Source organism: Ornithinimicrobium faecis, from assembly GCF_023923225.1.
GTDB lineage: Bacteria > Actinomycetota > Actinomycetes > Actinomycetales > Dermatophilaceae > Ornithinicoccus > Ornithinicoccus faecis.
The window spans coordinates 3392916-3412564 of record NZ_CP099489.1; the positions used below are offsets into that span (position 1 = coordinate 3392916).

At 69.0% G+C, this 19649-nt stretch carries 18 protein-coding genes; 4 read left to right on the forward strand and 14 right to left on the reverse strand.

What is annotated here, in order from left to right; all coding sequences use genetic code 11:
• Window positions 1–3: 3 nt before the first annotated feature.
• Window positions 4–816, reverse strand: a complete 813-nt coding sequence (locus NF556_RS15895; protein ID WP_252592002.1) for an enoyl-CoA hydratase-related protein — start codon at window positions 814–816, stop codon at window positions 4–6.
• Between the two features lie 332 nt (window positions 817–1148).
• Between NF556_RS15895 and NF556_RS15900 the strand changes: the two genes are divergently transcribed.
• Window positions 1149–2480 (forward strand): HNH endonuclease, encoded by a 1332-nt coding sequence (locus NF556_RS15900; RefSeq protein ID WP_252592003.1) that lies wholly within the window; start codon window positions 1149–1151, stop codon window positions 2478–2480.
• Here the strand turns inward: NF556_RS15900 and NF556_RS21535 are convergent.
• The 4 genes from NF556_RS21535 to NF556_RS15925 all read right to left on the reverse strand — a co-directional run bounded on the left by NF556_RS21535 (window position 2438) and on the right by NF556_RS15925 (window position 4777).
• Entirely contained in the window at window positions 2438–3505 is a 1068-nt protein-coding gene (locus NF556_RS21535; protein ID WP_425607046.1) for an NAD(P)-dependent alcohol dehydrogenase, read from the reverse strand. The genes NF556_RS15900 and NF556_RS21535 overlap by 43 nt on opposite strands.
• A 3-nt stretch (window positions 3506–3508) precedes the next feature.
• Window positions 3509–3934, reverse strand: a complete 426-nt coding sequence (locus NF556_RS15915; RefSeq protein WP_252592004.1) for a CBS domain-containing protein — start codon at window positions 3932–3934, stop codon at window positions 3509–3511.
• Window positions 3935–4175: 241 nt separating this feature from the next.
• Entirely contained in the window at window positions 4176–4352 is a 177-nt protein-coding gene (locus NF556_RS15920; protein ID WP_345780121.1) for a HepT-like ribonuclease domain-containing protein, read from the reverse strand.
• Window positions 4352–4777, reverse strand: coding sequence for a nucleotidyltransferase family protein (locus tag NF556_RS15925; protein ID WP_252592006.1), 426 nt, complete (start codon window positions 4775–4777; stop codon window positions 4352–4354). The genes NF556_RS15920 and NF556_RS15925 overlap by 1 nt, the downstream gene beginning before the upstream one ends.
• A gap of 216 nt (window positions 4778–4993) precedes the next feature.
• On the opposite strand from NF556_RS15925, the gene NF556_RS15930 reads away from it, so the two are divergent.
• Entirely contained in the window at window positions 4994–5761 is a 768-nt protein-coding gene (locus NF556_RS15930) for a formylglycine-generating enzyme family protein (protein WP_252592007.1), read from the forward strand.
• A gap of 47 nt (window positions 5762–5808) precedes the next feature.
• On the opposite strand, the gene NF556_RS15935 is transcribed toward NF556_RS15930, so the two are convergent.
• The 5 genes from NF556_RS15935 to NF556_RS15955 form a co-directional block, all read right to left on the reverse strand.
• Complete coding sequence (locus NF556_RS15935; RefSeq protein WP_252592008.1) at window positions 5809–6459, reverse strand: hypothetical protein; 651 nt, start codon at window positions 6457–6459, stop codon at window positions 5809–5811.
• Window positions 6460–6583: 124 nt separating this feature from the next.
• Entirely contained in the window at window positions 6584–7291 is a 708-nt protein-coding gene (locus tag NF556_RS15940) for a hypothetical protein (RefSeq protein ID WP_252592009.1), read from the reverse strand.
• Between the two features lie 273 nt (window positions 7292–7564).
• Complete coding sequence (gene thrB, locus NF556_RS15945; protein ID WP_252592010.1) at window positions 7565–8521, reverse strand: homoserine kinase; 957 nt, start codon at window positions 8519–8521, stop codon at window positions 7565–7567.
• On the reverse strand, window positions 8521–9594 hold the full coding sequence (thrC, locus tag NF556_RS15950) for a threonine synthase (RefSeq protein ID WP_252592011.1): 1074 nt from the start codon (window positions 9592–9594) through the stop codon (window positions 8521–8523). Before thrC ends, thrB begins: the two co-directional genes overlap by 1 nt.
• Window positions 9595–9705: 111 nt before the next feature.
• Window positions 9706–11004, reverse strand: a complete 1299-nt coding sequence (locus NF556_RS15955) for a serine hydrolase domain-containing protein (protein ID WP_252592012.1) — start codon at window positions 11002–11004, stop codon at window positions 9706–9708.
• Between the two features lie 480 nt (window positions 11005–11484).
• Here NF556_RS15955 and NF556_RS15960 point away from each other — a divergent pair, with 480 nt between their 5' ends.
• Both NF556_RS15960 and NF556_RS15965 read left to right on the forward strand, forming a co-directional pair.
• The gene (locus NF556_RS15960; protein WP_252592013.1) at window positions 11485–14799 is read left to right on the forward strand and encodes a DEAD/DEAH box helicase; all 3315 of its coding nucleotides are present in this window, start codon (window positions 11485–11487) and stop codon (window positions 14797–14799) included.
• Between the two features lie 68 nt (window positions 14800–14867).
• A complete protein-coding gene (locus NF556_RS15965; RefSeq protein ID WP_252592014.1) occupies window positions 14868–15065 on the forward strand; it encodes a hypothetical protein in 198 nt (65 codons plus the stop codon).
• Window positions 15066–15090: 25 nt separating this feature from the next.
• Here the strand turns inward: NF556_RS15965 and NF556_RS15970 are convergent, their stop codons facing one another.
• The 4 genes from NF556_RS15970 to rdgB form a co-directional block, all read right to left on the reverse strand.
• A complete protein-coding gene (locus NF556_RS15970; RefSeq protein WP_252592015.1) occupies window positions 15091–15660 on the reverse strand; it encodes a DUF421 domain-containing protein in 570 nt (189 codons plus the stop codon).
• A 66-nt stretch (window positions 15661–15726) separates the two neighbouring features.
• On the reverse strand, window positions 15727–16395 hold the full coding sequence (locus tag NF556_RS15975) for a sortase family protein (protein ID WP_252592016.1): 669 nt from the start codon (window positions 16393–16395) through the stop codon (window positions 15727–15729).
• A 20-nt stretch (window positions 16396–16415) separates the two neighbouring features.
• Window positions 16416–18893 (reverse strand): DUF5979 domain-containing protein, encoded by a 2478-nt coding sequence (locus NF556_RS15980; RefSeq protein ID WP_345780153.1) that lies wholly within the window; start codon window positions 18891–18893, stop codon window positions 16416–16418.
• 75 nt (window positions 18894–18968) lie between these two features.
• A complete protein-coding gene (rdgB, locus tag NF556_RS15985; protein ID WP_252592017.1) occupies window positions 18969–19589 on the reverse strand; it encodes an RdgB/HAM1 family non-canonical purine NTP pyrophosphatase in 621 nt (206 codons plus the stop codon).
• Window positions 19590–19649 lie beyond the last annotated feature (60 nt).

Sequence of the window (19649 nt, forward strand, 5' to 3'; positions counted from 1 at the left end):
GACTCAGGAGCCTTCGCCGGCGGGCACCCAGGCAGGGGTGCGCTTCTCGCGGAAGGCCGACAGCCCCTCGCGAGCCTCGTTGACCTGGCGGCCATCGCTGTGCTCCTGCACGAGGTCGGCGAACTCGGCGTCCCCGGTCGCGGACCACGAGAGGTCTCGGGCGAGCCGCTTGGTGATCGCCACCGCTCCCGGGCCACAGGACAGGATCGCCTCGACGATCTCGGCACCGCGGGCCGGCACGTCATCGCGGGCCACCGCCTCGTGCACGAGCCCGATGCGCTGCGCCTCGGCGGCGTCGAACCGCTCCCCCGTGAGGGCATAGCGCCGCACCTGTCGCGGCCCGATCGCGTCCGCGAGCTGCGGCAGGATCACCGAGGCGTGCAGGCCCCACTTCACCTCGGCGATGGAAAAGACCGAGTCCTCGCCGCAGATCACGACGTCCGCTCCAGCGAGGATCCCGGTCCCGCCGCCGAAGCAGGCGCCCTGGACGAGGACGACCACGGGGACGTCCAGCTCGGTGAGGCGGCGCACCGCACTGCCGGTCAGCTCCGAGGCGGCATAGTTCTCATCCGCGCTGCCCTGTTGGACCTGCGCGAGCCAGCGCAGGTCGGCGCCGGCCTGGAAGTGCTTGCCCTCCCCGCGGATCACCACGCAGCGGACGGGCGCGTCCGTGCGCTGCGAGGCAAGTGCCGCGTCAATCGCGCCGTGCAGCCCGCGCAGCATCGCGTCGTTGTAGGCGTTGTTCACCTCCGGGCGATTCAGCGTGACCGTGGCCACGCCCCTGCCGTCGACCTCTACAAGCACTTCGTTGGCCATTGCCAAGTCTCCTGTGTGTCGGTTCTGCTGGGTCAGATCTGCTGGGTCGGTTCCACTGGGTCAGTTCGCTGTGCCGGTTTGTTGGGCAGTTTGCTGCTTCGGTTCGTTGTGTTAGTTCCGCTGTGTCAGTCGTCGCTGGCACTCTAGGCCGTAGCCCGTCGTCCATCGCGCCCACCCAACCCACGTCGCCCTCAACGGTGGTCCGTCAAACGGTCGATCCTCTGCCCGCTCCGACGACACGACACGGAAACCCTTCCCATCTTCGAACATGTGTGCTAGTCTGATTTCATCAGGGACAGCGCAAGGGGTGCGCGACTTGGGGAGGAGGGGCCATGGAGGCCACGGACATCGCCCAGTTCACTGCGGCGCTCGCGACGACCGACCTAGAGCGCCTTGAGCACGTCTCCCCCGCCGCCCTGTGCGAGTTCATCACCGCCCTCGAGCTGGCTAAGAACGCCGCCGCGGCAGCCCAGGCGCGAGCCACCGTCGTCGCCGGTGACGCGATGCGTGAGCAGGCCATCGCTGACGGCGCAGCCCCGGAGCGCGCAGACAAGGGGATCCCGCAGCAGTTGGGCCTGGCGCGGCGTGAGTCGCCGGTCGCTGGGTCGCGTCACCTGGGCTTCGCCCGGGCAGTGGTCCGCGAGATGCCATGCACGCATGCGGCGATGACCGAGGGCCTGCTGGCCGAGTGGACTGCGACGCTTCTCGTGCGCGAGACGTCCTGTTTGAGCCGCGAGCACCGCGCGATCGTCGACGCCCGACTCGCCGATCGCTTCCGCACCGACTCAGCCAAGAAGCTCGTGGCCATGGCAAGCGCCCTGGCTTACGAGCTCGACCCTTATGCCTTCGTCAACCGCGGCCGCAAGGCCAAGGAGGACCGCCGCGTCGGCATCCGTCCTGCACCGGAGGTCATGGCCAACGTGACCGGCTTCCTGCCTGTTGCTCAGGGCGTGGCCTGCTACAAGGCGCTTGACGAGTCGGCCCGGTCGCTGAAGTCCGCCGGTGACGAGCGCACGCTCGACCAGCTCCGCGCAGACCTGTTCATCGAGCGCCTCACCGGCAAGTCTGCCGCCGTCGACGTCAACATCGAGGTGGGCGTGGTGATGACAGACACCGCTCTCCTGGGCCTGGACGAGACGGCAGCACGACTCGAGCACTTTGGGCCTCTTCCCGCCGCCCTGGCTCGCGATCTCCTGCGCGCCTCGGACGGTGACCTCGGCGACGCCGAGGCCACGGTCTGGCTTCGCCGACTGTATGCCGATCCCGTCACCGGAGTGCTGACAGACCAGGATGGTCGCCGGCGACTCTTCACCGGGGCACTGCGCAGGTTCCTCGTCGCCCGCGACCAGGTGTGCCGCACCCCGTGGTGCGACGCACCGGTGCGCCATGTTGATCACATCCTTCCGTTTGCACGAGGTGGTGAGACCACCGAGGACAACGGCGATGGCCTGTGCGAGGCCTGCAACTACGACAAGGAAGCTCCTGGTTGGCGCCATGAGGTGATCGACACCGACGACGGTGCTCACGTCGTCCGCGTGACGACTCCGACCGGGCACATCTATGACTCTCACGCCCCACCCGTGCTGCCCACGCTGGGACTCCGTCTCGCGCGACCGCCGAGTCAGGATGCCGCCCGAGAACAAGCCGACCTGCTCACTGCCTGACTCAGTCCTGCTCGGCGCCTCGGCGCCTCGGCGCCTCGGCGAGTCCGCGAGTCCGCGAGTCCGCGAGTCCGCTCAGCGTGGGACCACGACCACCTTGCCGAGAGCCTGCCCCTCGCCGACTCGGGCCAGAGCCTCAGCAACCTCATCGAGGCCGAACGTGCGGTCAACGTGGATCTGCACCTCGCCGGCCACGGCGCGCTGGGAGAGCGACTCAAATGGTCCGGCCCCTGCTGCACGGGGAGCACGCCGATGCGACGTCCGGTCCCTCGACCGACCAGGGCACCGAGCGTGACAACCCGCAGCAGCGTTGGCACCGTCCCGCCCACGCAGAGATAGCGACCACCCGGGAGCAGCGCCCTCCGATAGGCGAGGACAGAGCGGTGGGCCACCAGGTCGAGAATGTGGTCGAACGGTGGGAGGCGGGTGAAGTCCTCACACTGGTAGTCGACCACCTCGTCCGCCCCCAGGCCGCGCATGAAGTCGAGTTTGCTTCCGTTGTCGACTCCGGTCACGTGCGCCCCTGCCCGCTTGGCGAGCTGGATGGCGAACGACCCGCTGCCACCGCCGCCACCGTTGATGAGCACCCGCTGACCCGCCTGCATCCCCGCGGTGCCCTGCAGGGCGATGGCCCCCGCCTGCGGGATGGCGGACGCCTCCACGAAACTCAACCGCTCGGGCTTGTGCGCCAGCACCTTCGCCGGGGCCAGCGCGAACTCGGCGAAGCCACCCTTGAGCCGCAGATTGTCGCCATAGACCTCGTCGCCGACCTCGAAGGCGGTGACGCCCGCACCGACCGCAGCCACACGTCCCGCGATGTCCGACCCGAGCGTCTGTCGGGCGGGTGAGCGCAGTCCGCCGATCCGTGAATACAGCGGTCGGCCGCGCAGGCACTCCCAGTCGGAGAGGTTGATCGAGGTGGCGACCACCTCGATGAGCACCAGGCCGGGACCAGGCTCGGGCACGGGAACCTGCTCGATCCGCAGCACGCCGGGCGGGCCATAGCGCTCATACACAACGGCCCTCATCGGTCAGGGCGCCTGGCGCAGATAGTCCTCCAGGTGATCCCGCTCGGCAGCCAGAGCCTCGAGACGTGCCTTGACCACGTCTCCGATCGACACGATGCCTTTCAGCACTCCGTCCTCGACAACGGGCAGGTGCCGCAGACGGCGCTCCGTCATGATGAGAGCGAGCTGATCCAACTCGTCCTGCACCGTGACGACATGGACATCAGCGGTCATGATCTCGGACAGTGTGCTCGACTGATCCCGGCCGGAGCGCAGGTGGTGCACGATGTCGCGCTCGGAGACGATCCCGACGACCCGGTCGTCGTCGACCACGACGACGGCACCGATCTTGTGGTCATCGAGGCTTTCCACGAGTTGAGCGACGGTCGCAGCGGACGGCAGGGTGACAACGGAACTGCCCTTTTTCCTGAGAATGTCGGCGACGCGCATACCCGACGCTAGCACCGATGGCCGCCCGGCACAGCCCTGCACTCGCCTGGCTGTTTGGCAGCGTGGTCAGAACGTGGTGATCGGCCCATCCAACCGCGAACACCGGCGTTGGTTCTCTCGACCGCGCCCGCACACAGACCCCGTGGCGTCGGTGATCACGGGTCCAAACCTTGGTGAGGACTACCACTCTCACGTTGGGCCACCTGCGCCGACAGGCGATCGACCGCCTCGCGCAGTGGCTTCAAGTCCTTGTCGATGACCGCTTGGACAACCGATGGGTTGGTGGCGAAGTAGTGGTGAAATCACGCATGCCAGCGATGTCGCGCCACTTGATCCCAGGCTCTGTCGCCGTGATCTCGTTGCTGAGCACCTTGACAGCTTCGCCAATCTCCAGCAGCCGCATGGCCACCGCATCCATCACGAGCTCGAGCGAGATCGGTCCGTGCTGGAGATGGGAATGGATCGACGTGATGGCGGCGGCGATGTCATCGAGGAGGTCGGCGTCAGAGCGGCTCGTAGGGGAATAAGGTCCTTCGCCGCCCTGGTGCGGACCCGCTCTTTGAGCCCATCCCGCGGGACAAGGTCGACCGGGACACCGAGCAGGTCCTCAAGCTCGTGCTGAATGCCGATGATGTCAATGATGCTGGTCCCTGGCGGGAAGTCGACAAGGATGTCGACATCGCTTCCCTCATGGTCGTCCCCTCTGGCCGCACTGCCAAAGACTTCAGGGTTCAGGATTCCATGACGGCGCAGCACCTCGCCCACCTCACCCCGGTGGGCAGCCACAAGCCGTCCGCTAGGGCCGCTGAGTGGCCCGCGTCCAGGGGCCGCGATCTCGGTCATGAGTTCATCGTATCGACGTGACTGACACTTTCGCCGGGTGGCAACACAGATGCACGCCCGATCGCCCTCACCTGGTTCATGCGCCATCCGGCCTGACGCCTTCATGCTGTCGAGCACCACCGACCTCGAATGAGACGCTGAGCCCATAGGCCCACTCCTCGACAAGGACAGGAACCCGCAGATGAGTTCTTGGTTGCTGCCCATCCAGCAGGCCACGTGAAACCCGCGCTCGTGCCGATCCCTGCCGGGTCGGTCACCCTGTCGGACCGTCGCACCTCCCGTCGGTGGGATGTGTCGGTGGCAGCGTTCGAGATCGGCGTGCACCCGGTGACCCGGCAGGAGTATGCCGAGGGGCTCGGCGAGCAGGCCCCTCCCGGAGCCGGATGGTTGGCTGCGAACGAGCGGCCAGTCCCCGACGGGCTGGTCCCCGCCACCGACATTTCATGGTTCGATGCCGTCGCGCACTGCAACCGGCTGTCCGCGAGCGCCGGCCTCACCCCCGCCTACGAGATCAGGTCGGGTCCGACCGACGTCCGTTCGCTCGACAACGGGTCCGCGCCGAGTGTGACCAGCTCTGCGCCGAGTGTGCCTGAGCCAGAGGTGGTCTGGGACCGCGCGGCCGATGGCTATCGCCTCCCCACCGAGGCCGAGTGGGAGCACGCGTGTCGGGCAGGCACCACCGGCCCGCGCTATGGCGACCTCGACACGATCGCGTGGTTCCGTGACAACTCCGACGAACGGCCGCACGAGGTTGGACTCAAGGCCCCCAACGCCTTCGGGCTGCACGACACGCTCGGCAACGTCTGGGAGTGGTGCTGGGACGTCTACGACGCGGAGGCCTACGGCAGTTATCGGGTCCTGCGCGGTGGTGGCTGGTTCGACGAGCACTGGAGCTGCCGGGCCTCAGTGCGCCGCCGCAGCCACCCGACACTGCGCCTCGATGACGTCGGCCTCCGAGTCGCCCGTGGCCGACGCGGAGCGTAAACACGGATGGGTCCGAGAGCGACCAAAGAGTTGCCATCACCGCAGTTTCAGGCCGCGGCAAGGATCCGCAGTGCCGCCTGGCCATTCGCACGAGCGCGTGGCGTGAGGGCACGCCAGGACGGGTGGCCCTCGGTCAGCCGATCGCTCAGGGTGGCGATCCGCCGCCGATCGGACCCTCGCAGCTCCGCAGCCTCCTCGAACGGATCGTCAATGCAGGCCAGAAGGGCGGCCGCGTCGAAGAGGTGCCGATCACGGTCGCGCGAGTCCGCGAGGTAGGCCGCTGACTTCAGCAGCACGGCCCCGAAGGCCCGCGGCACGGAGATGGTGGTGGGGACACCTGCACGGATGATCAACGTGGCGTTGATCGTCCGCTGCAGCGCCTGCGTGCCGCCCGCGATCGGCACCATGTCGTGTCCACGCATCCTCTCCACGACGGAGGGCGCTGCGTGATCGGCCCGCACGACATCCACCTGTCCCCGACCGCCAGCAACGTCCACTCGCTGCCCCGGCCGCAGCCAGCGGTGCGCCCTGGCTGTGCGCGGGTCGACCGGAGGCTGCAGCTCATAGCCCAGCTCCTCCAGTGCAGCCGCGGCCCGCCGTGGCGCCCCTCGCCCCGTCTCGATGTGGAGCAGAATGTCGATGTCGCTCGTCGGTCGGACGACGCCCACGCCCTTGTGGATCGCGTGCAGCTGAGTCATGAGGCCGCCCACCAATGTCCACTGATCACCGGCGAAGACTTCCGCCAACTCGGCAACGTTCGGCCACGGGTCCGGCCAGCCGCCCGGGGCCGCCTGGACTGTGACCGCTGGCCTCGGCCGCCGGCTAACCATCTGCACCAAACCCGTCGAGCTGCTCCTGGAGCGTGGCACGGGCGAGCCCCTGCGCCCGAGGCTCCTCGCTCACTGCAGCATGCAGCGCGGGGAGAACCGGCCCATCCATCAGTTCGCGCACCCAGGCAACCGCACCCTCCGCACCGTGCTGATCCTCGCTGATCTCATGCAAGACGAAATTGCCGCGCACGGCCGGTCGCAGCCCGAGCTCACGCACGAGTGCGGTCTTGTCCCCAGCCGCGATGTAGCCCTCGACGTGTGCGCCCCCCAGCAACCCCACGAGACCGTCCAGGCCCCTGAGTCTGGCGACTCTCGGGTCGCTGGCCAGCCGCCCGCTCGCCGACTCGTGCCCTGTGAACCGAACCGCACGAGCACGGTTGCGGGTTGCCGCCACGAGGCCTGTCGTGCTGATCGACCGCAAGCGCGACCGGAGCCTGGAGAGTTGGGCTTGACCAAGCCAGTCCGCAGACTCGCCAGACAGCAGCGCAATCGCGGCCCAGGCCGTGTTCCCTGCCCAGGCCCGTGTGCTCATCCCCTGCCGCTCGCTGCGATATCGACGAACCGACGCCCCATCGAGCAGCCCCCGGGCGAGATAGGCCACCTGAGCAGTGCGACCGAGGTGCTGCACCTGTGCAGCCGACACCCCAAGCAGTTCTGCGGCCGCTCCCACGGTCAGCACGTCGTCCAACTCGCCTGCCATACAAACAGTATGCCATTTCGCAGACTATCTGCATATGCTCGTGTGCGCCGCGCTGGCCCCGTCCGCCGTGCTGACCCGTCCGCCGTGCTGACTCGTCGGTGGCGCGAGGGCACTGACCACTCACTCAATCGTCTGAGAGCACTTGCCGGTTCTTAGAGCTCTTCGTGGCAGGCTCCAAGAACCGGAAGGTGCTGTCAGTTGACCGGAATGAGGGGCCGCATGGAGGGAGGGGGCGCGTGGAGGGAGGCCCAAGCCGACGCAGCCGCCCGCGACTCAACTCTCGACGCGCACGCCCTCGACCCGCACGCCCTCCGCGGCAACACCTGGCCGCAGCACGCGCCACGTCCTCCCCCAGGAACGCACCTCGGTGACGACGGCCTCGGCCACCTCGACGCGCGCCAGCACCAGCACCGCCGGGCCCGCACCAGAGATCACGGCGGCGTGACCCAGCGAGCGCAGCTCATCGACCACGCCCATCGACTCGGGATAGACCTCGCGGCGCTGCTCCTGGTGCAAGCGGTCCGAGGTCGCGTCCAGCAGCAGGGTGGGGTCAGCCGTCATGGCGTGCGTCAGCAGGGCCGCCCGGGCCGCCTGCTCGACCGCGTCAGCACGGGCGACCACCGAGGGCAGCACCCCGCGCGCCGTGCTCGTGGACAGGCGCGTCGTCTGCGGCAACAGGGCCAGCGGCTCGATGCCCTCGTGGACCGCCAGCCTGGCGGTGCGCACGGCCCGCGGGGAGGGCATCCAGGAGACGGTCAGGCCGCCATAGACGCTGGCCGAGGAGTTGTCCGGGTGCCCCTCGGCAATGCCCGCGTGGGTGTTCACCAGCGTCAGGTCAGCATCCGTGAGCGCCCCGCCCCGGGCCAGCGCGAAGCCCAGGGCAAGCCCACCGACCAGCGCTGCAGCGGAGGAACCGAGGCCGGCGGACATCGGGATCGCGTTGCGGCACTCCAGGTGCAGCCCGAGGCCCTGTTCCCCCAACTCCTCGACCCAGGGCTCCCCGCACACCTCGAGGGCCGTGTGCAGGGCACGCGCCACCAGATGCGTTGCGTCCGTGGGCAGTTCGTCGGCGCCCTCGCCCGCCAGGGCGAGCTCGAGACCAGGCGAGGAGGTGACGTGCACGGCATACGCATCGCGCAGTCCCAGCCCCAGACCGACCGCATCGAACCCCGGCCCCAGGTTGGCCGAGCTCGCCGGGACGCTGACCGCGACCCGCTCCCCCGCGCGCATCAGTCCTGCAGGTCCAGTGCCCGCGCCGCGGTGACCGCGTCGATCGGCACCCGGGTCGGCTCGACGTCGGAGCCGTCGGCGTTCTTCAGCGCCCACTGCGGGTCCTTGAGCCCGTGGCCGGTGACCGTGCAGACGATGGTGGCACCGGACGGGACCAGACCGGCGTCGGACATCTTCAGCAGGCCAGCCACCGAGGCGGCCGAAGCCGGCTCGACGAAGACACCCTCGCGCGCAGACAGCAGGCGGTGCGCAGCAAGGATCTCCTCGTCGCTGACCTTGTCGATGATGCCGCCAGACTCATCACGCGCGGCCTCGGCCTGGTCCCAACTGGCCGGGTTTCCGATGCGGATCGCCGTGGCAATCGTCTCGGGCTCATCGACCGGGTGGCCGAGCACCAGCGGGGCGGCACCGGCGGCCTGAAAACCCCACATGGCCGGGCGGTGGGTGGCCGGACCGCGGTCGGCATACTCGCCATAACCCATCCAGTAGGCCGTGATGTTGCCTGCGTTGCCGACCGGCAGGCAGTGGATGTCGGGGGCGTCGCCGAGAGCGTCAACGATCTCGAACGAGGCAGTCTTCTGTCCCTGGATGCGCGCCGGGTTGACCGAGTTGACGAGCTCGACGGGATAGGCCTCGGCCAGCTTGCGGGCCAGCGTGAGGCAGTCGTCAAAGTTGCCGTCGACCTGCAGCAGCGTGGCGCCGTGGGCGATCGCCTGGGACAGCTTGCCCATCGCGATCTTGCCCTCGGGCACCAGCACGCCACAGGTCATCCCGGCTTTCGTCGCATAGGCCGCGGCGGACGCGCTGGTGTTGCCGGTGCTCGCGCAGATCACGGCCTTGGCCCCGCGGCCGGCCGCCTCGGAGATCGCGGCCGTCATGCCGCGGTCCTTGAACGAGCCGGTGGGGTTGAGCCCCTCATATTTCAGGTGCACCTGGGCGCCAACCCGCTCGGACAGGTGCTCGGCCGGGATCAGCGGGGTGCCACCCTCTCGCAGGGTGACGACTGTGCCGGTGATCGAGTCGGGCAGCCACTGCGCATACTCGGTGATCACGCCGCGCCACTGGTGAGCCATGGGAGTCCTTCGGGGTATGCCGTCAGCCGGGTTGGTCAGGTCCGTCCAGAGATTACCGGGCTGGCCGCGGCGGAGCGGCGCCGACCGTGTCCGGTCGGCGCCGCAGACACCTCAGCAGGTGGCCAGCAGCATCGGCACCAGCAGCTCGTTGAGGTCGTAGGAGTCCTGGGCACCCGTCATGTCACGACCGCTGATGGCCAGGGACAGTTGGCGGCTGCCGTCGGTCGAGGACAGCGCCAGACTCACCGTGCCCATGCTCCCCCCGTCGTGACCGTAGAGCCACTGCTGGGGCTCACCCTCCGGCGTGCACGGGTCGGCCACGCGATAGATGCCGAGGCCGTAGACCATCGTCTCCGTCGACCGCGGCACGAGCATCTCGTCCACCAGGGCCGGGTCGACCAGCTCACCGGTGAGCAGCGCCTCGGTAAACTGGTTGAGGTCGCGCGTGGTGGTGACGGCGCCTCCCGCAGCGGAGAACACGTCCGGGTCGAAGTCGTCCAGCGCGACCCAGCCGATGCCACCCTGCTCAGCCGTGCCGGTGTACATCGCGTCCATCAGGAGCGGCCCCCGGGTGTTCGACTCATCGGGAAAGGCGCTGTGCCGCATGCGAGCCGGGTCAAAGACCCGCTCCTGCAGGAGACTCGCCAGGTCCTCGTCGTTGACGCCCTCCAGGATCATCCCGAGGGCGATGAAGCCGGCGTTGGAATAGTTGAAGCCGGTGCCCGGCTCGAACAGCCACTCGGCGTCGTTGACCACGGCCAGGTGCTCCTCGTCCGAGTAGTCCAGGCCGAGCGCGGCGATGAAGTCCTCCCAGGTCGGGCCAGTGCCCTTGGCGGCGATCGACAGCATGGTGCCCGTCTGCGCGCCGGAGCGGTGGGTCAGCAGGTGCTCCACCGTGACGTCCTGGTGCTCAGGGAAGAGTCCGGGCACCAGGTCATTCACCGGGGTGTCGAGGGTGAACGTGCCGGCCTCAACCTCCTGCATCACCAGCGTGGCCACCATGGTCTTGGTGATGCTGGCCGTGCGGAAGGGGCTCTGCTCCAGCGCCGGCGGATTCTTGCCCACCTCTCGGGCACCCGCCGCGCCACCCCACTGCGTGGTCGGCGACTCCACCCGGGCCGTGACGCCGATGGCGCCGTCATCCACCAAGGCCTGCGTCGCCTCGTCCAGCCCGTTGGCGGGTGCGTTCTGCCGCTGTATGCCGTTGCTCGCCCCCCGGATCTTGCCCGCCTCTCGCGCGGCTTCGGCGATCTGGGCGTGCAGGTCCCCCTCAGCGTCCTCCCCCGTGACAGCGTCAGGCAGGTCCAAGTGGTCCGATCCTGGCTGGTCGCCGGCGTGGGCAGCACCCATCGGCAGGACCAGTGCGAGCGCAACCCCCAGAGTCAGGACGGTGCTTCTGCGTCGGGACATGATGATGTTCCTCTCGTTCGGCTTCGTCGTCCCTCCACTGTGATCGCGACTCGCGCCGACCGCATCCGCCGCTGGACGGGGATGTCCCGGTCGCGACTCCGCCCCTGGGTGGAGACGCCCCGTCCCCGACGATGGGGTGAGGTCCAGGCCCCCGATGAGCGGCGAGCTGTGCGAAAGTGGTCACCCCGACCTGAGAGGCAGACCTATGTGGCGCTCGCTCATCCGCATTGCACCGTTGGCGCTCGCTGGCTTCCGCTGGTGGCAGCGCCGTCAGCAGAAGAAGGGGCGCACACCGTCCACGCCTCAACGGCAGCAGCAGGCCCCACCCGCGCCCAACGACCGGCTGCCGTGACGTCGCAGGACTCCAGCACGAACGGCAGAGGACTCCAGCGGGCCTGATCCCGTTGTCCACAGGCACGTTCGGCACTGTCAGCCGTGCGGCATACGCTGGCCCGTGGCCACGACAGCACGGAGGATCGGATGAGCGCACCGCGTGGGGAGCGGGTCTTTGCCGCGCCCGGCTGGGCGGTCGCGCTGACACCCCCGGAGCTGCAGGCCATCTTCGGGGAGACGACCCTCAGGCGTGGCCGGGCCTATCAGCGGCAGGGTGTTGTGCATGGCCTGGAGCTGATCGACGGCGAGTTGCTGGCCGAGGTCAACGGGACCTACGACTACGAGACGGTGGTGTCCTGGGACGACCACGGCATCTGGACTGACTGCAGCTGCCCGGTGCAGATCAACTGCAAGCATGCGGCGGCAGTGATCCTCGAGGCGCAGGCGCTAGCACCAGCCACACGACGACCGGCGCCTGTCCAACCGGCGCAGCCCCAGTGGGAGGCGATGCTGGCACCAGTGGTCGCCGCGGCCGAGCAACCAGCCGATGACACCTCGCTGACGCCGCTCGCGCTGCATCTGGAGGTCAAGAGCCCCACGCGCTACAGCTCAGCGCACCGGATCGCGTTGCGCCCCATGATCATCGGGCGCTCGGGAGCCTGGATCAAGACCGGGATCACCTGGTCAGACCTGCAGTTCGAGTTCACCCAACGCGGGCACAATCCAGCCCACCGCAAGGCCCTGACAGCCCTCCTGAACGCCTATCGAGTGCGGTCAAGATACTGGTCGGCCGAGGACACGATCGACGCGGCCACCCTCGGCCCGGACGTCTGGCGCCTGCTGCGCGAGGCCCAGCACGCCGGCGTCGCTCTGATCACTGGCCACAAGGGCAAGCAGACCGTTGAGCTGCTCCCCGAGCCCGTCGACCTCGGCCTTGACCTCACCCGCGCCGACGACGGCGAGCTCGTGCTGCGCCCCCACGTGGACTTCCCCCGCTCCACGCCCTTTGAGGTGCTGGGCAACCCGGGCCACGGACTGTTCCTGAGACCGCCCGACGAGCTGCGCCTGGCCGAGCTCGCCCAGCCCCTGACACCTGCCCTGACCAACCTGCTCGCCACCGGCGAGCTGACCATCCCACCGGCGGACGCCGACCGGTTCATCAGCCGCTACTATCCCGCCCTGCGCCAGCAGGTCTCCATCGGCTCCTCCGACGGCAGCATCGAGTTCCCCGAGGTCGAGCCGCCGCGGCTGGCCCTGGAGGTGCTCTTCACCGAGCACCACCGCACCCGGCTGCGGTGGACCTTCCGGTATGCCGTGGGTCGGCAGATCCACGACCTCCCCCTGCTCCGCGGTCAGCCGGGCGACGACGACTCTGTCATCCGCGACCCCATAGCCGAGGAGGCCCTCCTGTCCAGCCTGGACGTGCTGGACGGCGCCCCCGGTCTGCGCGTCCCGCTGCAGGGCAAGACCCGGCTCGGGGTCGTGCTCGAGCCAGAGCTGCAGGGCTGGGCCACCGTCGCGTTCGTCAGTGACGTGCTGCCCGCCCTGCAGGAGCGCGACGACATCGACATCACCATCACCGGCGAGCCCCTCCTCTATGAGGAGGCCGACGAGGCACCGCTCGTCGCGGTCTCGACCCAGGACCTCCGCCAGCCGAGTCCGCAGGAGCCAGGTGACGGCATACCCGATGAGGACCCTGGACGACAGGACTGGTTCGGCCTGGGCATCAAGGTGAGCGTCGCTGGGCAACCGGTCCCCCTGTCCCTGCTGCTCACCGCGCTGGCCCGGCACGAGGAGCGCCTGCTGCTGCCCGATGGCACCTGGTTCAGCCTCGACGTGCCCGAGCTGCACGCCCTGCGGCGCATCGTCGAGGAGGCGCGCGGGCTGCAGGACGAGCCGGGTGAGAGCCTGCGGATCAACCGCTATCAGGCTGGCCTGTGGGAGGAGCTGGTCAGTCTCGGGGTGGTCGACGAGCAGAGCGAGCGCTGGCAACGGACGGTGGGCGACCTGCTGGCGCTCGAGGAGCTGCCCCACCCCGACCCACCGGCCGGGCTCACCGCCACGCTGCGCAGTTATCAGCTCGACGGCTTCCAGTGGCTCTCGTTCCTGTGGGAGCACGAGCTGGGCGGGATCCTGGCCGACGACATGGGCCTGGGCAAGACGGTGCAGGTGCTGGCGGCCGCCGAGCGCGCCCGCGAGCTGGGCACCCTCAGCCCCGAGCGGCCGATGCTGGTCGTCGCGCCGACCAGCGTGGTGGGCGCCTGGCAGCGCGAGGCCGAGCGTTTCGCCCCCGAGCTGCGGGTGGCCGCCCTCACCCAGACCGTGCACCGCCGCGGCGAGCTGCTGCCGGAGACAATCGCCGGCGCACACTTGGTGCTCACCTCCTATGCCCTGCTGCGCATCGACGAGCAGCACCTGATCGAGACGCCCTGGAGCGCAGTCGTTCTGGACGAGGCGCAGGCGGTGAAGAATCACCAGTCGCGCACCTATCGTGCCGCGCGGGCGCTGCGGGCCCCGGTGAAGTTCGCCGTGACTGGCACCCCGCTGGAGAACTCGCTGATGGACCTGTGGTCGCTGCTGTCGATCGTTGCGCCCGGGCTGTTCGCCTCACCGAAGCGTTTCGGAGAGGTCTATCGCAAGCCGATCGAGACCGGCGCCTCCCCCGAGCTGCTGACGACGCTGCGGCGCCGGGTCCGCCCGTTGATGCTGCGGCGCACCAAGGAGGCAGTCGCCCCCGATCTGCCGCCCAAGATCGAGCAGGTGCTGACCGTGCCGCTGAACCCGGCTCACCGGCGCATCTATGACACGCACCTGCAGCGTGAGCGCCAGCGCATCCTCGGGCTGCTGGGCGACGTCGACCGCAACCGCATCGCGATCCTGAGCGCGCTGACCAAGCTGCGCCAGCTGAGCCTCGACGTGCATCTCGTGGTGCCCGACGCCCCAGCAGCCGCGCGCCCCAGCAAGGTCGACGCCCTGATCGAGCAGCTCGTCGAGGTGGCGGCCGAAGGGCACCGGTGCCTGGTGTTCAGCCAGTTCACCCGGTTCCTGAAGGTCGTGCGCGAGCGCCTCGACGAGGAGGGCATCGGACACGTCTATCTCGATGGCCGCACCCGCGACCGGCCACGCCGGGTCGCGCAGTTCACCGACGGCGACGACCCGGTGTTCCTGATCAGCCTGAAGGCCGGCGGGTCCGGTCTGACGCTGACCGAGGCCGACTATGTCTTCGTGCTCGACCCGTGGTGGAACCCGGCCGTCGAGGCTCAGGCGGTGGACCGCACGCACCGGATCGGCCAGGACCGCACGGTGATGGTGTATCGCCTCGTCGCCGAGGACACCATCGAGGAGAAGGTCGTCGAGCTGCAGCAGCGCAAGCGAGACCTGTTTACCAAGGTCGTCGACGAGGACGGCGAGATGAGCGCGCCGCTGTCCGCCGACGACATCCGCGGTCTGCTCGAGGCTTGACAAGCCCGGTCATGAGCCCGGGCCAAGAGCCCTGGTCAGGTGGCTCACCTGGGGATACCCTTGATCGTATGCCGACCCGTCGTCCCCGCGACCAGGGCAATGACCTGGCGCGCGTCACCTCCGCTGCCGAGCAGACGCGACACGAGGAGACGTCAGTTGCCCGGACGCAGCGTCGTCAAACGTTCCTGGAGGAACCCCGCGAGGCCTATCGCGGGATGTTCCCGCCCGGTTATCGCGAGGCCTTGCGGGACGAGTGGCCACGCTGATCGTCCTCCCGCTGCACGACCCCCGTCAGGTCTGGTCTGGTTGAGCCAGCAGTTCGGCCGGCACGAGGGAGGCGCCCACCACGCCACTGAGCAACAGCGGGTCAATCGCTTCCCCTCGCCGCAGCACGCTGATCCCGCCTGAGGGCTCGAAGGTCACTGCCGCCACCTCGCTCGGGTGCCGGATGCCGGCGGCCCGCAGACGGGACTGCAACTCCTGGGGCAGCACGTGGCAGCGCTGCATGTGCTCCTCGATGAGGTTCGGGCCGGCCATCAGCAGGACGGGAGGCACGCTCACGGCTCGGTTGCCCCACCGTGGGCCTCGCAGCAGGCCCACGGCGCCCTGCATCGCGATCAGCGTCGCCAGAGCCACCAGCCCGCCACCCAGGACTGGGCTCTCCCCCAGGGCGGCCCGGCCGATCACCGATCCGAAGGCGATGACCGCTGCGAGGTCGAAGGACGACATCCCACTGAGCACCCGCTGGCCGAGCAGCCGCACGAACACGACCAGAGCGGCATACATCCCGGCAGTGGCCAGCACAATGGCCAGCGCCTCGATCGGGCTGAGCCACAACAAGTCACCTAGCGATGTCTCCATGGACCAACCGTAGGCAACCGGGGAGCCGCGTGGCCGTGGTGGTCGCGGCAAGGGGGTCAGCTCGGCTCAGGCCTGGCTCGTCCGCTCGGCATAGATGACGACGTTCTCCAGGGAGTTGCCGACCTGACCCGGACGCTGCAGGCAGGTGACCACCACGAGCTCGCCGTCCCGGGACTCCCAGTCCTCCCAGAGTCGGGTGCTCTGGGTGGCCGCAGTTTTGGTGAGCACTTCTGTGTCGGTCACGCGATAGTCGTGTCCGTCGACCTCGAGTGGGTCGCCTGCCTTGACCCGGATCTGCGGTTCGCCGTCACCGTCGATGTCAACGAAGCTGTTGCCCGGGGCCGCACCTGAGCGCACCGCGTGCAGTGCGATGACCACCAGCCCGCTGTCTGGGGCACTCAGGTCGCCATACTCCCGATAGACAAAGGCATCGGTCATCGACGGCGGGTTGATGATGCCGTCGGCGATCTGGGCGCTGAGCAGGGGCACCGACAGGTCGACGTCGGGCGCCACGAATCTGCCGCCCGTGTCCTCCACCGCTGAGGCCTCGACGTCCGGTGCCACATCCCACTCGACTGTGTTGCCCGCGAGGTCCTCGCTGACGAACCCGGCCTCCGAGGTTGCCGCGTCGCTGTCCTCATACCTGGTGTAGAGCACCACGGCGAACACGGCGGCGGCGACCGTCACCAGCACGAGAAGGCTGGTGACGAGTCGCCACCGCAGTGGTTGTGCCATCACAGTGGTTGTGTCGCCACTTACGAGGCGTTGCCTCCGCGCCGCCGCACGAGCAGCACGAGGCCACCCAGCGCGAGCAGCAGGGCGATCGACGCACCGACCAACAGAGTCGTGTCGCGCTCCACCACCTGGCCGCCCGTCTCGATCGGCGGGTCCGTCGGGTCAACCGGCGCGGGTGGGTCCGTCGGAGCCGGAGGCTCGGTCGGGTCACCCGAGGGCTCGGTCGGGTCAACCGGGGGCTCGGTCGGCGCAGGCGGGTCCGTCGGAGCCGGAGACTCAGTCGGAGCCGGTGGCTCAGTCGGAGCCGGAGGCTCAGTCGGCGCAGGCGGGTCCGTCGGAGCCGGAGACTCAGTCGGAGCCGGAGGCTCAGTCGGTGCAGGCGGGTCCGTCGGTGCAGGCGGGTCCGTCGGTGCAGGCGGGTCCGTCGGCGCCGGCGGGTCCGTCGGAGCCGGCGGGTCCGTCGGAGCCGGGGGCTCGGTCGGGTCGACCGGGGCCTCGTCGAAGGTGTTCGTCACCGTGAAGGCGGCGATCTCGTCGACACCGACCACGATCTCGGCGGGCACCACGTCAGAGGAGTCCGCGCCGCCGTCGTCGGTCTCGGTCAGCGCACACAGCGCACCGACCGGGAGTCCGGTCCACGAGCCGGTCATCCCGTCGGCCGGGGAGAGGACACGCTCTGCGTCATCGCCCAGGTCGATCGGTGCACCCTCAAAGGTGCAGGCCAGCTCCATCGTGAACGGCCCATCGGCTGCCTCGGCGCCGTCACCCTCAAGCAGCTTGGTCACGTCGACCGCGCCGACATCGAAGGTGTTCGTCACCGTGAATCCTGCAGCCTCGTCATCAGCACCGACCACCAGGTTGGCGGGAGCGATCTCGGACGAGGTCGCACCGCCGTCCTCGGTCTCCAGGGCGGAGCACTCGGCACCGATCGGCAGACCCGACCACGATCCGGTCAGGCCATCCTCGACAGAGAGCACTCGCGAGGAGTCGTCACCCAGGTCGATCGGCTCACCCTGGAAGGTGCACGCCAGCTCGACGGTGAACGGACCAGTGCCGAAGTCGGCTGCCGCGCCCTCGACCACCTTCTCGACGGAGACCTCACCCAGCTCGAAGGTGTTGGTCACCTCGAAGGCAGCAGTCTCGGCGTCAACAACCCCGACGGTCACCGCAGCGGGGACGATCTCCGAGGAGGTCGCACCGCGATCCTCGGTCTCCGTGAGGCCACACTCGGCACCGACGGGCAGACCCGTCCAGGATCCGCTGAGATCGTTCTCTGCGGACAGGACCCGCGAGGCGTCCTCGCCCAGGTCGATCGACTCACCCTGGAAGGTGCACGCCAGCTCGACCTCGAAGGGGCCGGCGCCAAACTCAGCGCCCTCACCGGTGACCAACTTCGTGACGTCAACCTGACCTGCCTCGAAGGTGTTGGTCACCTCGAAGGCAGCAGTCTCAGCGTCAGCCACCGCGACCGTCACCGCAGCCGGCACGATCTCCGAGGAGGTCGCACCGCCATCCTCGGTCTCGGTCAGGCCACACGCGGCGCTCACGGGGAGGCCGGACCAGGAGCCAGTCAGGTCGTTCTCGACAGACAGGACACGTGGGGCATCCTCACCGAGGTCGATCGACTCACCCTGGAAGGTGCAGGCCAGCTCGACCGTGAACGGCCCCGTGCCGTATGCCGCAGCGTCGCCTTCCACGATCTTCTGGACCGAGACCTCGCCCAGCTCGAAGGTGTTGGTGAGGTCGAAGACCGCGGGGGCCGCCGTCTCCTCACCGACAGTCACCGTGTCCGGCGTGATCGCCACCGAGGTGGCACCGCCGTCCTCGGTCTCCGCGAGGGAGCACTCGGCACCGACGGGCAACCCGTCCCAGGCACCGGTCAGACCATCCTCAACAGACAGCACCCGGGATGCGTCGTCGCCCAGGTCAACCGGCTCACCCTGGAAGGTGCACGCCAACTCAACCGTGAACGGACCAGAGCCGAAGTCAGCGCCAGCACCCTCAATGGTCTTGCCCACAGCAACCTGACCCAGCACGAAGGTGTTGGTCACGACAAACTCGGCCGGCTCCTCACCGGCAAGCACCGTCAGCGACTCGGGGACGACCTGCGCCAGCGTCGCACCACCGTCGTCGGTCTCGGTGACCGAGCACTCGGCGCCGATCGGCAGCTGCCCCCAGGACCCGGCATACCCGTTGTCCTCGGACAGCACCAGCGAGGCACCGTCCACGTCAACCGGCTCACCCTGGAAGGTGCAGGCCAGCTCGACCGTGAACGGACCAGCACCGAACAGCTCGGCACCTGGGCCGGTCACGACCTTGGACACCGCGACCTCACCGAGATCGAAGGTGTTGGTCAGGTCGAACGTGGCCGGGGCCTCGAGGTCCTCACCGACAGTCACCGTGTCCGGGGTGATCGCCACCGAGGTGGCACCGCCGTCCTCGGTCTCCTCAAGGGAGCACTCGGCACCGACCGGCAGGCCCTCCCAGGCACCGGTCAGACCATCCTAGAGTGACGTCTACCTTAAACTTTTTTGAGACGGAGTCAATTAAATACTCGTGAGTTCAGTCACATTTCACGCGAAGGCTGCCGCGATGTCCTCGGCGAGAGCCCGGAAAGCCCGCCCGCGGTGGCTGATCTCGTGCTTCTCCTGGGCGGTGAGCTGCGCCAGCGTCCTGCCGTCCGGGAGCACCAGCAACGGGTCATAGCCGAATCCGTTGCTGCCGATCGGCTCACGGCCCAGCGCACCGCGCACCGCGCCCTCGCGCACGATCGTGTCCTGCCCGGGCACAGCGAGCGCTGCGGCACAGACGAACCCAGCGGCCCGGTGCTGATCCGGGACATCGCCCAACTGCGCCAGGAGCAACGCGTTGTTGGCAGCATCCTTGTCCGCCCCCGAGACCCCCGACCAGCGGGCCGAGAAGACTCCCGGGCTGCCACCGAGGACGTCGACAGCCAGCCCCGAGTCATCGGCGAGCGCCGGCAGCCCGGTCGCATCGCGCACCGCCTCGGCCTTCAGGGTCGCGTTGGCGGCGAAGGTGACACCCGACTCGACGACGTCCTCCAGCTCGGGGAAGTCGGTCACGGGCACCAGATCGAGCCCGGTCCGCTCCAGCACGTCGGCGAGGATGTCACGCAGCTCCTCAACCTTGTGGGCATTGCGGGTGGCCAGGACGATGCGCGTGGGCTGGGTCATGCCTCCAGCGTAGGTCGAGGCACGGCGCGCCAGTGGCGTGGGCCGGGAGCGTCGGTCGGT

Bases quoted from the DNA above. Each gene is read 5' to 3' on its own strand.
- NF556_RS15895 (WP_252592002.1), bottom strand. From the start codon at position 816: ATGGCCAACGAAGTGCTTGTAGAGGTCGACGGCAGGGGCGTGGCCACG.
- NF556_RS15900 (WP_252592003.1), top strand. From the start codon at position 1,149: ATGGAGGCCACGGACATCGCCCAGTTCACTGCGGCGCTCGCGACGACC.
- NF556_RS21535 (WP_425607046.1), bottom strand. From the start codon at position 3,505: ATGAGGGCCGTTGTGTATGAGCGCTATGGCCCGCCCGGCGTGCTGCGG.
- NF556_RS15915 (WP_252592004.1), bottom strand. From the start codon at position 3,934: ATGCGCGTCGCCGACATTCTCAGGAAAAAGGGCAGTTCCGTTGTCACC.
- NF556_RS15920 (WP_345780121.1), bottom strand. From the start codon at position 4,352: ATGGATGCGGTGGCCATGCGGCTGCTGGAGATTGGCGAAGCTGTCAAG.
- NF556_RS15925 (WP_252592006.1), bottom strand. From the start codon at position 4,777: ATGACCGAGATCGCGGCCCCTGGACGCGGGCCACTCAGCGGCCCTAGC.
- NF556_RS15935 (WP_252592008.1), bottom strand. From the start codon at position 6,459: ATGACTCAGCTGCACGCGATCCACAAGGGCGTGGGCGTCGTCCGACCG.
- NF556_RS15940 (WP_252592009.1), bottom strand. From the start codon at position 7,291: ATGGCAGGCGAGTTGGACGACGTGCTGACCGTGGGAGCGGCCGCAGAA.
- thrB (WP_252592010.1), bottom strand. From the start codon at position 8,521: ATGCGCGCGGGGGAGCGGGTCGCGGTCAGCGTCCCGGCGAGCTCGGCC.
- thrC (WP_252592011.1), bottom strand. From the start codon at position 9,594: ATGGCTCACCAGTGGCGCGGCGTGATCACCGAGTATGCGCAGTGGCTG.
- NF556_RS15955 (WP_252592012.1), bottom strand. From the start codon at position 11,004: ATGTCCCGACGCAGAAGCACCGTCCTGACTCTGGGGGTTGCGCTCGCA.
- NF556_RS15960 (WP_252592013.1), top strand. From the start codon at position 11,485: ATGAGCGCACCGCGTGGGGAGCGGGTCTTTGCCGCGCCCGGCTGGGCG.
- NF556_RS15965 (WP_252592014.1), top strand. From the start codon at position 14,868: ATGCCGACCCGTCGTCCCCGCGACCAGGGCAATGACCTGGCGCGCGTC.
- NF556_RS15970 (WP_252592015.1), bottom strand. From the start codon at position 15,660: ATGGAGACATCGCTAGGTGACTTGTTGTGGCTCAGCCCGATCGAGGCG.
- NF556_RS15975 (WP_252592016.1), bottom strand. From the start codon at position 16,395: ATGGCACAACCACTGCGGTGGCGACTCGTCACCAGCCTTCTCGTGCTG.
- rdgB (WP_252592017.1), bottom strand. From the start codon at position 19,589: ATGACCCAGCCCACGCGCATCGTCCTGGCCACCCGCAATGCCCACAAG.